Genomic DNA, 14,981 nt, shown 5'->3' with positions numbered 1-14,981 from the left:
CGCGAATTTGGCGCAGGTTTTTTAGCCTGCGCCGGCCTGCCCTCTACTGCGCCTGCGGCACCTGCCAGCCGCCGCCCAGCGACTGTATCAGGGCCACGGCCGTCGTCTGGCGGTCCGCCTGCGCCTGCACCAGCGAACGGCGCGCCGACAGGGCTGTCACTTGCGCCGTTACCACATCTGTATAGCCGACCTGGCCAGCGTTGTAGCGGTTCAGCATCTGCTGCTCGACCTGGTCAGCGGCGGACGACGCCTGCTGGCGCAAGGCCAGCTGCTCGGCCAGCGCGCGCGTGGCCGACAACTGGTCTTCCACGGCGCCAAAGGCGGACAGCACCGTCTGGCGGTAGCGCGCCACGGCCGCCTCATGCCCTGCCTTGGCCGCGTCCACGCTGGCCGTGGTGGCACCCGCGTTGAACAGGGTTTGCGCGGCCGACACGCCCAGCGACCACAGGCTCGACGATGCATTGAACAGGTCGCCCACACGGCTGGCGCCGGAACCGTACGAGCCCGTCAGGTTCAGGCTCGGATAGTAGGCCGAGCGGGCGATGCCGATCTGCTCGTTGGCCACGGCCACGCGGCGCTCGGCGGCGGCGATGTCGGGACGGCGCTGCAGCAGGGTCGACGGCACGCCCAGCGGCACCTCGGGCACGGTCAGGGTCCACGGCGCCACGGCCAGGCTGAAGTCGGACGGAGCCTTCCCCAGCAGGATGGCGATCGCGTGTTCCAGCTGGGCGCGCACGCGCGTCTGGCCCGACAGATCGATCTGCGCATTGGCCAGCTGCGTCTGCGCCTGCAGCAGGTCGGACTTGGCGGCGATGCCGGAGTTAAAACGGTTGCTGGTGATCTCGAGCACGCGCTTGTAGCCATCGATGGTGGCGTTCAGCAATGCGATCTGCGCATCGCTCTGGCGCAGCGAAAAATAATTGGTGGCCAGCTCGCCCTGCGCCGACAGGCGGGCGGCGGCCAGGTCCGCCGCACTCGCGGCTGCGCTGGCGTCCGCCCCCGTCACGCCGGCGCGCAGGCGGCCCCAGATATCCGGTTCCCACGACGCGCCGATGGCGGCCTTGAAGTTGTTGTTCGTCTGCTGCTCGCCGCCACCACCGGAACGGGCGCCGCTGCCCGTCAGGTTCACGCTGGGGAACAGCGAGGCGCGCTGTTCGCGCACCAGCGCGCGCGCCTGCTCGTACGCGGCGATGGCGGCCGCCACGTTCTGGTTCGATATGTCGATGCTGTCAGCCAGCTGGTTCAATTGCGCGTCGCCGAACAGCGTCCACCAGGGACCGCGCTCCAGGGTGTCAGCCGGCACGGCCGGCTGCCAGCCGGCCGCCTCCTTGAACGTTTGCGGCGCGGCGGCCGTCGGCGTTTCATACGCGGGACTGACGGCGCAACCGGCCAGGAGAACTGCAGCCGCCGCCAATGCCAGCAGGTGGCGTGCGGGGACGGTCGATACGATAGGTTTTACTTGCTTCATGATTGTGTGCTCGGGTTATCTGGCCCAGGAATGCGGCTCAATTGCTGCTCGTCGGCGCTGCGCGTGCGCAGCTTGTCGAGCAGGATGTAGACCACCGGGGTGGTCAGCAATGTGAGTAACTGGCTGGCAATCAGGCCGCCGATGATGGCGACCCCCAAGGGCTGGCGTAGCTCCGACCCCTCGCCGAAACCGATCGCCAGCGGCAAGGCGCCAAGCGCCGCCGCCAGGGTGGTCATCAGAATGGGGCGGAAACGCAGCAAACATGCTTCGCGCACCGCTTCCACCGCTGTCAGGCCGCGCGAACGCTCGGCCTCCAGCGCGAAGTCGATGATCAATATAGCATTTTTCTTGACGATACCGATCAACAGGAACACGCCGATCAGGGCGATGATGGAAAATTCCATGCGGAACAGCAGCAATGCCAGCACGGCGCCCACGCCCGCCGACGGCAAAGTCGACAACACGGTGATCGGGTGGATCAGGCTTTCGTACAGGATGCCCAGCACGATGTAGATCACCACGATGGCCGCCAGGATCAACAGCGGCTGCTCCTTGTTGCTGTCCTGCGCGCTCTTGGCTGAACCCTGGAAGCTGCCGCGCACATTCACCGGCATGCCGATTTCCGACTCCGCCTGGGCCACGGCGGCCTGCCCGTCGCTGAGCGGATAGCCTTCGGCCAGGTTGAACGACACGGTGGTGGCCAGCTCGCCGCCCTGGTGGTTGATCGAGGTCGCCGTCGCGCTTTCGGCGAAGGTGCTGAACGAGGACAGCGGCACCATGTGCGCCAGGGTCGTGGACAGGGCCGAGCCGCTGGACGGATCGCGCGCCGCCGTCATATTCGACGTCGCCGCGACGCTGGTGGTAGCCGTGGCCGTACTGGTGCCGGCAGCGGCGACGGCCGCCGCATTCGACGCCGGCACATACACGGAGCGCAGCGCTTCAGGGCTTTGCGCATAGCGCGGCGCCACCTCCATGATCACGTGGTACTGGTTCAGCTCAGCGTAGATGGTCGCCACCTGGCGCTGGCCAAAGCTGTTGTACAGCGCATTGTCGATGTCGCGCACCTGCACGCCCAGCTGCGTGGCGCGGTCCTTGTCGATGGAAACAAAGGTTTCCACGCCATTTTCCGCCTGGTCCGTGTCCACGTCGATCAGGGCCGGCTGCAGCTTCATCTGGTCGGCCAGCTTGGCCGCCCATTTTTTTAGGTCCGCCTGGTTGTCGCTGATCAGGGTGTACTGGTAGGTGGAATTGCTGGAACGCCCGCCCATGCGCAAATCCTGCACGGGGTTGAGGAACAGGGAAATGCCCGTCACCTTGGCCAGTTGCGGGCGCAGGCGCGCGATCACGGCTTGGCCCTTGTCGGTGCGCTGCGACGCCGGTTTCAAATTGATGAACATGAAGCCGCCCCCTGCCCTGCCCCCGCCCGTGAAACCGACGACGGTGGCGACGGCTGGATCGGCCTTGATGATGTCGACCAGCTGGCGCAATTTACTCTGCATGGCCTGGAACGAGATGCTCTGGTCGGCGCGCATGCCGCCACTGATCTGGCCCGTGTCCTGCTGCGGAAAGAAGCCCTTGGGCGCGGCCGCGAACAGATACACGTTCAGGCCGACGACGAACACGAGGATGGTCATCACGAGCGCGGCGCTGGACAAGGCCCAGTCCAGGCAATGCTCATACACTTTCAGCATGCGCTCGAAGCCCCGCTCGAACCAGCGCGCGACTAGGCCCGGCGGCTTGTGCTGCGCGCCGCCTTTCAGCAGCCAGGCGCACATCATCGGCGTGGTGGTCAGTGAAATGACCAGTGAAATCATCACGGCCGCCGACAGGGTGACGGCAAATTCGCGGAACAAGCGCCCCACCTGGCCGCCCATGAACAGCAGCGGGATGAAGACGGCCACCAGCGACAGGCTGATCGACAGCACGGTAAAGCCCACTTCGCGCGCGCCCAGCAGGGCCGCCTTGAAGCGGTCCATGCCCGCCTCGATGTGGCGCTGCGTGTTTTCCAGCACCACGATGGCATCATCGACGACAAAGCCCGTGGCCACCGTGAGCGCCATCAGGGACAGGTTATTCAGGGAAAAGCCCAGCATGTACATCACGCCGAAAGTGCCCAGCAGGGAGACGATGGTGGCCACGGCCGGGATGATGGTGGCGCGCACGCTGCGCAGGAAAGCGCTGACCACCAGCACGACGAGCACGATGGAGAGGATCAGCGTGAATTCGATCTCGTGCAGCGAGGAGCGGATGGAGTTGGTGCTGTCGGACGCCACCTGCAGCTTGATGTCGCCAGGCAGCTGCGCCTGCAGTTGCGGCAGCAGCGCGCGCACGCCGTCCACCGTGGCGATGACGTTGGCACCCGGCTGGCGCGTGATCAGCACGATGACGGCCGGGTCGCCATTGAACAGACCCAGTGTATTGTTGTTTTCCACACCGTCGACCACTTCAGCCACGTCGTCGAGGCGGATGGCGGCGCCATCGCGCCAGGCCACCACCAGGCTGCGGTAGTCGGCTGCGCTGCGCCCGCCCGAAGCGGTGCTGGCGCCCGAATAGATTTGCAGCCTGCGCTCGTCGCCGGAGATCGCCCCCTTGGGCCGGTTGGCATTGGTGGCCTGGATGGCCGCGCGCACGTCTTCCATCGACACGGCATAGTGATTGAGCTGGTACGGCAGCAGTTCCACGCGCACGGCCGGCAGCGAACCGCCGCCCAGCTCCACATCGCCCACGCCTTTGACTTGCGCCACTTTCTGCTGCACCAGGTTCGATACGGCATCGTAGATCTGGCCCGGCGTGCGCGTCTTCGAGGTCAGCGCCAGGATGATCACGGGCGCGTCGGACGGATTGGCCTTGCGATACGTGGGATTGCTGCGCAGGGTGGCTGGCAAGTCCACGCGCGCGGCGGCAATGGCCGCCTGCACTTCGCGCGCGGCCGAATCGATCTTGCGGTTCAGGTCAAACTGCAGGTTGATGCGCGCCGAGCCCGTGCTGGACGACGACGTCATCTCGTTCACGCCTGAAATCACGCCCAGGCGCCGTTCCAGCGGCGTGGCCACCGAAGTGGCCATGGTGGCGGGGCTGGCGCCGGGCAAGCTGGCGCTGACGGAAATGGTCGGATAATCGACCTGCGGCAGCGGGGAGACGGGCAGCACGAAAAAGGCGCCGATGCCCGCCAGCGCGATGCCGATGGTCAGCAGCACGGTGGCGATGGGACGCTTGACGAACGGTTCGGACAGGTTCACGCGGCGCTCCCCGCATTATCGGCCGGCTTGTCCAGGCTCACGCCAGGTGTCTTGCGCGCGAAACGCTGGCCCAGGCGGTCGAAGCCCAGGTAGATGACGGGCGTGGTAAACAGGGTCAGCACCTGGCTGACGATCAGGCCGCCGAAGATGGCCAGGCCCAGCGGACGGCGCAACTCGGCGCCCTCGCCCCAGCCCAGCATCAGCGGCACGGCCGCGAACAGTGCCGCCAGGGTCGTCATCAGGATCGGGCGGAAGCGCAGCAGCGCCGCCTGGTGGATGGCTTCCTGCGGGCTCTTGCCCTCGTCGCGCTCGGCCTCGATGGCGAAGTCGATCATCATGATGGCGTTCTTCTTGACGATGCCGATCAAGAGGATGATGCCGATGATGCCGATCACGCCCAGGTCCTGCCCGGAAATCATCAGCGCCAGCAAGGCGCCCACGCCGGCCGACGGCAAGGTCGACAGAATCGTCAGCGGGTGGATGTAGCTTTCGTACAGCACGCCCAGCACGATGTAGACGCAGACGACGGCGGCCAAAATCAGCCACAGCTGGTTCGACAGCGAGTTTTCATACGCGCCGGCCGCGCCCAGGAAGGTCAATGTCACCGAAGGCGGCAAGGCGATGTCTTTCGCCGCTTGCCGGATGGCGTCGACGGCGCTGCCCAGCGCCACGCCCTGCGTGGTATCAAAGCCAAGTGTCGTGGCCGGGTATTGCGCCACGTGCGTGATTTGCAGCGGCGCCTGTTTTTCGCTGACGCTGGCAAAGGCGGACAGCGGCGTCGACTTGCCGGAACCCGTGCGCACCTGCAGTTCCGACAGGTCGGCCGGCGTGGTGACGATGCCCGGTTGCGCTTCGAGAATCACGCGGTACTGGTTGGTTTCCGTGAAAATCGTCGAGATGATGCGCTGGCCGAAGGCGTTATATAAGGCGTCGTCGACGGTGGCCGTGGTCACCGACATGCGCGCAGCGCTGTCACGGTCGATGGCCACCACGACGGCGGCGCCCGTGGCGCCCGCATCCGTGACGACGTTGCGCAGCTGCGATGTTTCACGCATGCGCGCCACCAGCTTGCCGGCCCACTCGGTGACGGTGGCCGTGTCGGCGCCTTCCAGCGACACGCGGTACTGCGTCGGGCCCGATTCCGCATCGATGGTCAGATCCTGCGTCGGCTGCAAATACAGGGTTACGCCGGCCACCTTGTCCACGCGGTTGCGCAGGCGCTCCATGATGTCGTCCTGCTTGCCGCTGCGCGGACGCTTCAGGTTGATCAACATGCTGCCCGTGTGCAGCATGGTATTGTTGGCCGCATCGACGCCCACGAGAGAACTGAGGGTATCGACAGCGGGGTCTTCCAGCAACGCACTGGCGGCGGCCTGCTGCAAGGTAGCCATGCGTTCGTACGAGACGGCTTGCGAGGTTTCGATGCGCGCCTTCAGCTGCCCCGTGTCCTGCGTGGGAAACAGGCCTTTCGGGATGGTGATGTACAAAATCACCGTCAGCAGCAAGGTGGCCAGGGCCACCAACAAGGTCAAGCCCTGGCGTTTCAGCACCCATACCAGCGCATGGTCGTACTGCACAATCACGCGGTCGAGGAAAGCCTGGATGCGCTGGCCCGTGGCGCTGACCTTTTCATCGGCACGGCTTTTGAGCCAGCGCGCCGACATCATGGGCACCAGGGTCAAGGACACCACGGCGGAAATCAGAATCGTGATGGCCAGGGTCATGGCAAATTCGCGGAACAAGCGGCCCACCACGTCGCCCATGAACAGCAGGGGAATCAGCACGGCAATCAATGACACCGTCAGCGAGATGATGGTGAAGCCGATCTGCGACGCGCCTTTCAGGGCGGCGGCCATCGGCGTTTCGCCCTCTTCGATGTAGCGGGCGATGTTTTCGATCATGACGATGGCGTCGTCGACGACGAAGCCGGTGGCGATCGTCAAGGCCATCAGGGACAGGTTGTTCAGGCTGTAGCCGAGCAGATACATGACGCCGCAGGCGCCGATCAGCGAGATCGGCACGGACAGGCTGGCAATCACGGTGGCGCGCATGCTGTGCAGGAAGGCGAAGATCACCAGCACCACCAGCAGCACGGACAATAACAGTTCCATTTCCACATGTTCGACGGAGGCGCGAATGCCCGTCGTGCGGTCGCTCAGCACGTCGAGCTTCATGGCCGCCGGCAGGCTGGCCTGCAGGTCGGGCAGCAGGGCCTTGATGGCGTCGACCGTCTTGATGACGTTGGCGCCGGGCTGGCGCTGCACGTTCAGGATGATGGCCGGCTGCTTGCCCGACCAGGCGCCCAGGCGCGTGTTTTCCGCGCTGTCGACGACATTCGCTACGTCGGACAGGCGCACGGGCGCACCGTTTTTATAGGTGATGATCAGGCGCTTGTAGTCTTCCGCCGTCACCAGTTGATCATTGGCGTTGATGGTAAACGAGCGCGTGGGCCCATCGAAACTGCCCTTGGCGCTGTTGACGTTGGCCGCCGCGATGGCCGTGCGCAGGCTGTCGAGGCCCAGACCATATGAGGCCAGCAATGTGGTATCGCCCTGGATGCGCACGGCAGGACGCTGGCCGCCCGACAGCGACACCAGGCCCACGCCATTGACCTGGCTGATTTTCAGCGCCAGGCGCGTGTTGACGATATTTTGCACCTGCGTCAGCGGCATCGTGTCGGAGGTAATCGCCAGGGTCAGCACGGGCGCGTCGGCCGGGTTGATCTTCGCGTACACGGGCGGCGCCGGCAAGTCGGTCGGCAGCAGCGAGCCGCCCGCGTTGATGGCCGCCTGCACTTCCTGCTCGGCCACGTCCAAAGTCTGGCCCAGGGTGAATTGCAGGGTGATGAGGGAGACGCCGGCCGCGCTGGTGGAACTCATGCGCTGTAACCCCGACATTTGCCCGAACTGGCGCTCCAGCGGCGCCGTGACGGTCTGCCCCATGACTTCGGGACTGGCACCCGGGTACAGGGTCTGCACCTGGATGGTGGGGAAGTCCACCTGCGGCAAGGCGGCCAGCGGCAGGAACTTGAAGCCGACCAGCCCCGCCAGCACGATGGCCAGCATCAGCAGCGCCGTGGCGACGGGGCGCTTGATGAAGGGAGTCGATGGACTCATTGCGCTGCGCCCTTCGCTGGTGCCGCTGTAACGCTGGCAGGTGCGGATGCGGATGCGGATGCCGCTGCCGATACGCTGGCCGCGCCGTCAGCCTGCTGGCGGCGCTGGCGGCGTTCGCCGTTCGCGCCTGTTGCGCCACCGGCGCCTGCACCGCGCGCGCCGGCCGGCTTGTCGCCCGCCAGCGTGACTTTCGCGCCTTCCTTCAGGCGGTCAGCGCCTTCCGTGATGACTTGCTCTCCCGCTTCCAGGCCGGCGCGGATTTCCACCATGTCGGTGGTGGCCTGGCCGCGCGTGACCATGCGCACGGTGACGGTTTTGTCGGCTTTCAGCACATACACGAAGTCGCCGTTGTTACTGTGGCGCAGGGCCGTGACGGGCACCAGCACGGCGCCCGTGATATTGCCCAGTTCAAGGCGCACGTTGACGAACTGGCTGGGGAACAGGGCCATCTTGTCGTTCGCGTAGCGGGCCTTGGCGCGCACGGTGCCCGTCTGCACGTCGACCTGGTTATCGAGCGCACTCAGGCTGCCCTTGTCGAGCGTATGCGTGCGCGTGCGATCCAGCGCCAGCGCCACCAGGGCCGAACCGGCATTCAGGCGCTCCTGGATGGTCTGCACTTTATCCTGTGGCACGGAAAACTGCACGTCGATGGGCGACAGTTGCGTCACCACCACCACGCCGCCCGCGTCGCTGGTGCTGACCAGGTTGCCGATATCGACCACCTTCAAGCCCGCGCGTCCGCTGATCGGCGAGACCACCCTGGTGTAACCCAGGTTCAGCCTGGCCGTGCCTTCGGCAGCGCGGTCCGTCATGACGGTCCCTTCCAGCTGTTTGACCAGGGCGGCCTGCGTATCGACCTCCTGGCGCGCGATGGAATCCTGCCCCAGCAGGGTTTGATAGCGTTTCAGGGTCAGGCGCGCGTTTTCCAGCTGCGCTTCATCGCGCTGGCGCTGGCCCGTGGCCTGCATCAGCGCCATCTCGAACTGCGCCAGGTCGATCTGCGCCACCACCTGGCCCGCCTTGACCATGCCGCCTTCCTTGAATTTCAGCTCTTTCAAAATACCCGACACTTGCGGGCGCACCGTCACGGTGGACGCCGCCGTCACGGTGCCCAACGCATCGAGCACCACGGGCAAGTCGGACTTCATGGCCGTGGCCACGCCCACGGTGGTCGAGGGGCCGCCGCGGCGTCCACCGGGGCCGCCTGGGCCGCCTGGACCAGCCATGCCGGCGCCACCCGGCGCGCTGGTGCCCGAATGGGTCAAATACCAGGCACCGCCGCCCAGCGCGGCCATCACTGCCAGAGCGATGACGCTGCCGACGATTTTCGAGCGGCGGCTGCGCCGTGGGGTATTGGGTGCTGTCTGCGAATCCATCGCTTATCCTTGTATAGGCCGCTGGCACGGCGAGTCTGTGGCGCCGGCCGAGGTGGAACACACTCAGGCCGGACGACCGTTTTTCGGGGTTGTTTTGGTACAAAGCCGGGGGAGTCAAGAGCTGAAAATCAGCTGAAAAAACATCGCTCCCTAGCGTGAAACGACTCTAGCATAGTCATGTTTCTGTTTCATTTCTACTTGAAACAATTACACATAGCCAGGCAGGCAGGGGAGGATCAGGCGGGCCGGCAGGCACGCCGCCTCTGTAGAGGAACGGAGGAAAAATCAGGCTTGCGGGGCCTCGCCCCCCGGAGCAAGTGGCGCGCGGGCGACTCGCATGCAGATACAAACTCGCTACAAATCTCCCGCCATCGGCCTTGACCTGGCGCCATGCGGCTGCTCAGGCGGCGGAAACTCTTTACCTGGATTTACAAGGTCATGCCGAGGATGACATCCTCGTAATCGGTGCGGCCCACGCGAAAGGTGCGCCGGCCCACTTGCGCAAAGCCGCAGCGCGCATAAAACGCCAGCGCATCGTGGTTTTCCGCGTACACGCCCAGCAGCACCCTTCCCGCCCCGCTGGCGCGCGCCTGGCTCAGCGCCGCCTGCATCAGGCGCTGGCCCACGCGCTGGCCCTGGAAACGGTGCAGCAGGTAGATGCGCTTGATTTCCAGATCATTTGGCTGCGGGTCCGCCACCGGCAGGCTGGCGGGGCTGAGCACCAGGTAGCCGACGGGGGCGCCGCCCGGCGTGGCCTCGGCCAGCCACAGCCGCATGGCCGGCAGCGCCAGCCAGTCGCGGTACAGCTGCACGTCGTGCTGGCGCTGGCAATGGGCGATGATGTCGGCGCCATCGAGGATGCCGGCAAACGCCTCCAGGAAGGTCGATTGCCCCACCAGCGCCAGCGCCTGCTCATCGCCCTGCACACAAGGGCGGATGGCTATCGCCGTGTCAGTGTGTGTACGCATGTCGTTTGCCATGCGTTACCCCCTTTGCATGGGGTCGGACCCGGCGGGTCCGACCCCGGCCTTTTACCTTACTTGCCGCCCAAAGGCACCTCGCACAAGCAGTGCGTGAGCGCCATGAACGGTTTGTGCTCGCGCGTGATGCCGGACAGCCAGGAGAGGTCCTGCGCCATGCCCAGCGCCGCGTCGGCCGGCAAGCCGGTCGTGGCCAGGCCCAGCTTCACGTGCTCGCCCAGCCCCAGCGAGGCCATGGCCTTGGAGCCGAACATGCCGATCAGGCGGTCCACGTTCGACGTTTCCTGCTCCAGGTAGGTCACACGGTAGTCGCTGCCCAGCTTGGCGCGCTTGGCGGCGGAGGCCAGCGCATCGCCATAGCTGCCGATGCGGTCGACCAGGTTGCGCTCTTTCGCCTGCAAGCCTGTCCAGACGCGCCCCTGCGCCACTTCATCGATTTTTTCCGGCGTGGTCTTGCGCGCCTTGGCGGCCAGGCTCAGGAAGTTGCCATACACGTGGTTGATCGAGCCCTGGATCACTTGCGCGAAGCGGGGATCGAGCGGGCGCAATGGGTTGCCCGCGTCGGCCAGCCAGGTGGTGGGCGAGCCGGCCGTGTGGATGCCCAGCTTTTCCACTACCTTGTCGGCCGTCGGCAGAATCGCGAACACGCCGATGGAACCGGTGATGGTGGCCGCGTCGGCGATCACTTCATCGGCCGAGGTGCTGATCCAGTAGCCGCCCGAAGCGGCCACGTTGCCCATCGAGACGACCACCGGTTTGCCGGCGGCGCGCGCCAGTTCCAGTTCGCGGCGGATCAGTTCTGAGCCGAAGGCGCTGCCGCCTGGCGAATCGACGCGCAGCACGATGGCCTTGATCGATTTGTCTTCGCGTGCCTGGCGGATCAAACGCGAGGTGGACAGGCCGCCGATGGCGCCCGGTGGCGCGATGCCGTCGCCGATTTCGCCCGAGGCGATGACCACGCCGACGGCGTCGCCGACGTGCGCGGGGCGCAAACGCGCCAGGTAATCGGTGTAATTGATCTGGCGGAAGTTCGTGCCTTCCGTATTTTTGGCGCCGCGCGCCATCATGAACTGGCGCAGTTCATCGCGCGTTTTCAGGCCGTCGACCAGCTTGGCCTCCAGCGACAGCTTGCCCAGGTCGCCGCCAGCGGCCGTCATCAGCGCGGGCAGCGCATCGATAGCTTGCATGATGGCGCCGGCCGGCAGCTTGCGCGCCTTTTCCACGTCCGTCGTGTAGGTGGTCCACAGACCGTTGTTCAGGTAGCGGTCCGCTTCGGCCGCCGCTTCGGACGGACCGTTGGCGATGAAAGGCTCGGCCGCGCTTTTATACGTGCCCACTTTCAGCAGATTGACCGTCACGCCCACTTTATCGAGCGCGTCGCGGTAGTAATTGCGGTAGCGGCCAAAACCTTCCAGCAGGACGCCACCCATCGGATGCAGGTATACCTCGTCGGCCTTGACCGCCACCAGGTACTGGCGCTGGTTGTAGCTCGAACCCCAGGCCGTCACTTTCTTGCCGGTGGCGCGGAAGCGCTCCACGCCGGCCGCCACTTCGCGCAGCGATGCCAGGCCGCCGCCCTGCAACTCGTCGAGCAGAATCACCATGGAACCGATGTGCTTGTCCTTGGACGCCGTGTCGAGCACCGCCAGCACGTCGCGCAGCTGCACGCTTTTCTTGACTTCACCGCTGACATTGGCCAGCACCGCCTCGCGCACGCCGCCCGGGGTTTCCTCGACCAGCGGACCTTGCAAGTCCAGCACCAGGGTGGTCTTTTCCGCCAGGGGCTTGGCGCCGCCGCCAAAGATGGCGATCAGGATGGCGATGACGATCAGCAGGAAAATCAGATTGATGACCGCGCGGCGGGTGGCGTCGAGCGCGCGCCAGAATGCGCCAAAGCCGCGGCGCAGCGGCGGGAAGGGGTTGAGTGACATTGATGCTCCGTGGGGTTAGGTACCGAAAGGAAATCAATATAACTGAAAACGGGCTGAATCGTCTTATTTTGACAAGTGTGCCGCGCCTTTGGCATGCACCGGCGCCGGCGTGGAAAAGAGGAACAGGCCACCCAGCACCAGGGCGCCATTCAGGATCAGCAATTCCAGGCCGATGCGGTAATGTTCGAACAGCCGCGCCTGCTCCCCTTCGATCAGCGCGCACAGCAATGGCCCTGCCACGGCCACCAGCGGTACCCAGCGGTCGCGCACGCCGCGCCGGCTGAGCAGGCCGAAGGCGAACAAGCCCAGCAGCGGGCCATAGGTATAGCTGGCCAGCTTCAGGATGACGACGATCATGCTGGGACTACCGATCCACTTGAAGGCCATGATCAGGATCAAAAACAGTGCGGCAAACCCCAGGTGGACGCGGCGGCGCCAGCGCATCTGCGTGGCGGCACTCAAATCCTGCCTGCGCTGCAAGCCCAGGATGTCGATGCAGAAGGTGGATGTCAAGGCAGTGAGCGCCCCGTCCACGCTGGGAAACAGGGCGGAAATAAGGGCGATGAAGAAAATCAGCTGCACCACAGCGGGGAAATGCCCGAGCACCACGGCGGGAAACAGTTTATCTCCTGTGGCCGTCACGCCCGCCAGCGGCGCATACATGTGCAGCAAGCCGCCGAGGAAGAGGAACAGCAGCAGCACGCCGGTCAGTACCACGGTCAGGCTGAGCATGTTCTTTTGCGAGTCACGCAAGGTGCGCACGGAAATGTTCTTTTGCATCATTTCCTGGTCCATGCCCGTCATGGCAATCGTGATGAACATGCCGGCGACGATGTGCTTCCACACATAGGCGGGGCTGTCCGGGTCGACATTGAACATGCGCGTGAGTCCCTGCGCGCGCATGCGCTCGAGGCTGTCGATGAGGGACAGGTCCATTGCGCGCAGCAAAAACACGCTGCAAATGACGAGGCCTGCCAGCATGCATGCCGTTTGCAGGGTATCGGTCCAGACGATGGTTTTCACGCCACCCTCGTACGTGTAGAGCAGAATCAGCAGCAGCACGACACCGGCCGTCAGCCAGAACGGCACGCCAAAGCTGTCGAGTATCGTCGCCTGCAGGATATTGACCACCAGATACAGCCGCGCCGTGGCACCCAGCAGCCGGGAGACGATGAAGAACGCCGCCCCGCTCTGGTAGGAACGCCGTCCCAGGCGCAGTTCCAGGTAGCGGTAAATCGAGGTCAGCTGCAGCCGGTAGTACAGCGGCAGCAAAATAAACGTGATGGCCAGGTAACCGAGCACGTAGCCGATCATCAGCTGGATGTAGCCGAAGCCGTTGCTCCCCACGGCGCCGGGCACGCTGATGAAAGTCACGCCCGTCAGCGTGGTGCCCACCATGCCGAAGGCCACCAGCATCCAGTTGCTGTCCTTGTTGCCGATGAAAAAACTGTCATTGGTGGCATGGCGCGAAGTGCGCCACGCCACGCCCAGCAGGATCAGGAAATACGCGAGGACGACGGCAAACAGGATGGTGGGCGACATGGGCGTTGCGCTGGCGGCAAAGAGGAACAGGGGCAGCAATATACAACAAAGCGTACAGCAATGCCCCCGGTCGATCAGGCATCAGCAGCCGCTCGGTTTCACACGCTCCACTTCCAGGCCAAACCACGGACGCAAGCGCGTGCCGACGACGTTGCCGAGGAAGGCGCAGACCAGCCACAGCCAGCCGTGCAAGCTGCCAGAGACGATGCCGCTGAAATACGCCCCGATATTGCAGCCGTAGGCCAGGCGCGCGCCATAGCCGAGCAGCAAGCCGCCAACGATGGCGGCGATGATCGAACGACGCGGGATGCGCCACACGGGCGCGTAGCGGCCAGCCAGCGCCGCCGCCAGCATGGCGCCCAGCACGATGCCGATGTCCATCACGGAAGTCTTGTCTTGCATCAAAGGCGCGGCCAGGGCGGCGGCATTGGCCTTGGTGGACCAGTAGGCCCAGCTGGCCGTATCGATGCCGATCACCGAGGCGGCCTTGGCGCCCCACAAAGCAAACGCGGACGTCACGCCCCATGGCTTGCCCGACAGCGCCAAGGTGGCGAAGTTCAGCACGACGAGCGCGATGGCGCCCGCCACCAGCGGCCAGGGGCCATGCAGCCAGGGCGACGCTTGCGCAGGCCGCAGGGGCGTCGCGACGAGCTTGCCGTGGCGGCGCTTTTCAACCAAAACCGTGATGCTGGCGATTAGCGCAAAGACGATCCAGTTCAGCGCCAGCGCGGGTACCAGGCCCAGGCTTGTGACGAGGGAAATCGGTTTGAGCTGCGGCAGCGCCGTCCAGAACGGCATGTGCGCCGTGCCGATCACGGAGCCGACGATGAAGGCCGCCAGGGTGATGAGCATGCGCGTGCTGCCCCCACCGACCGTGTACAAGGTGCCGGAGGCGCAACCGCCGCCCAGCTGCATGCCGATGCCGAAGATGAAGGCGCCAAAGATCACCGAGGTGCCGGCGGGCGAGACGAGGCCGGCGACGGGCGTGCCGAACAGGGTGCCGGCCGACAGCGCGGGGAAAAACAGCGCCACGCCGACGGCCAGCATCAGCATTTGCGCGCGCAAACCGTCGCCGCGGCCATCGGCAATGAAGACGCGCCAGGCGGACGTAAAGCCGAAGGCCGCGTGATACAGCGTAATGCCCAGCAAGGCGCCCACCACGTACAGCGCGGCCTGGGTGATGCCCACGGTCAGCGCCAGGTACCAGGCACCGAGCACGATAAGCAGCAGAGCAATGCCCAGCGGTTTCGGATTGATCGCGGCGCGCAGGCGCAGGGGGGAAGTTGCTGTATCGGACATGGGGAGTATGGGCGAGAGAAAGGTAAGCAC

At 65.2% G+C, this 14,981-nt stretch carries 8 protein-coding genes; all 8 read right to left on the bottom strand.

Going from position 1 to position 14,981, the window contains the following annotated elements:
* Nucleotides 1-43: 43 nt before the first annotated feature.
* Nucleotides 44-1,468, bottom strand: a complete 1,425-nt coding sequence (locus ACQ4WL_RS01270; RefSeq protein WP_436507570.1) for an efflux transporter outer membrane subunit — start codon at nucleotides 1,466-1,468, stop codon at nucleotides 44-46.
* Nucleotides 1,465-4,707, bottom strand: a complete 3,243-nt coding sequence (locus tag ACQ4WL_RS01265) for an efflux RND transporter permease subunit (RefSeq protein ID WP_436507569.1) — start codon at nucleotides 4,705-4,707, stop codon at nucleotides 1,465-1,467. Before ACQ4WL_RS01265 ends, ACQ4WL_RS01270 begins: the two co-directional genes overlap by 4 nt.
* Nucleotides 4,704-7,823, bottom strand: coding sequence for an efflux RND transporter permease subunit (locus ACQ4WL_RS01260; RefSeq protein ID WP_436507568.1), 3,120 nt, complete (start codon nucleotides 7,821-7,823; stop codon nucleotides 4,704-4,706). Before ACQ4WL_RS01260 ends, ACQ4WL_RS01265 begins: the two co-directional genes overlap by 4 nt.
* The gene (locus tag ACQ4WL_RS01255) at nucleotides 7,820-9,199 is read right to left on the bottom strand and encodes an efflux RND transporter periplasmic adaptor subunit (RefSeq protein ID WP_436507567.1); all 1,380 of its coding nucleotides are present in this window, start codon (nucleotides 9,197-9,199) and stop codon (nucleotides 7,820-7,822) included. Before ACQ4WL_RS01255 ends, ACQ4WL_RS01260 begins: the two co-directional genes overlap by 4 nt.
* A 428-nt stretch (nucleotides 9,200-9,627) precedes the next feature.
* Nucleotides 9,628-10,167, bottom strand: a complete 540-nt coding sequence (locus ACQ4WL_RS01250; protein ID WP_436507566.1) for a GNAT family N-acetyltransferase — start codon at nucleotides 10,165-10,167, stop codon at nucleotides 9,628-9,630.
* Nucleotides 10,168-10,235: 68 nt separating this feature from the next.
* Complete coding sequence (gene sppA, locus ACQ4WL_RS01245; protein WP_436507565.1) at nucleotides 10,236-12,110, bottom strand: signal peptide peptidase SppA; 1,875 nt, start codon at nucleotides 12,108-12,110, stop codon at nucleotides 10,236-10,238.
* 63 nt (nucleotides 12,111-12,173) lie between these two features.
* Nucleotides 12,174-13,652 (bottom strand): sodium:solute symporter, encoded by a 1,479-nt coding sequence (locus tag ACQ4WL_RS01240; RefSeq protein ID WP_436507564.1) that lies wholly within the window; start codon nucleotides 13,650-13,652, stop codon nucleotides 12,174-12,176.
* A gap of 81 nt (nucleotides 13,653-13,733) precedes the next feature.
* Nucleotides 13,734-14,951, bottom strand: coding sequence for a YeeE/YedE family protein (locus ACQ4WL_RS01235; protein WP_436507563.1), 1,218 nt, complete (start codon nucleotides 14,949-14,951; stop codon nucleotides 13,734-13,736).
* Between the last annotated feature and the right edge of the window lie 30 nt (nucleotides 14,952-14,981).

It is taken from the genome of Janthinobacterium kochi (assembly GCF_051380715.1).
Taxonomy (GTDB): Bacteria; Pseudomonadota; Gammaproteobacteria; order Burkholderiales; family Burkholderiaceae_D; genus Janthinobacterium.
The sequence above is the reverse complement of the archived record's forward strand: the minus strand, read 5'-3'. Positions and strand labels throughout refer to the sequence as shown.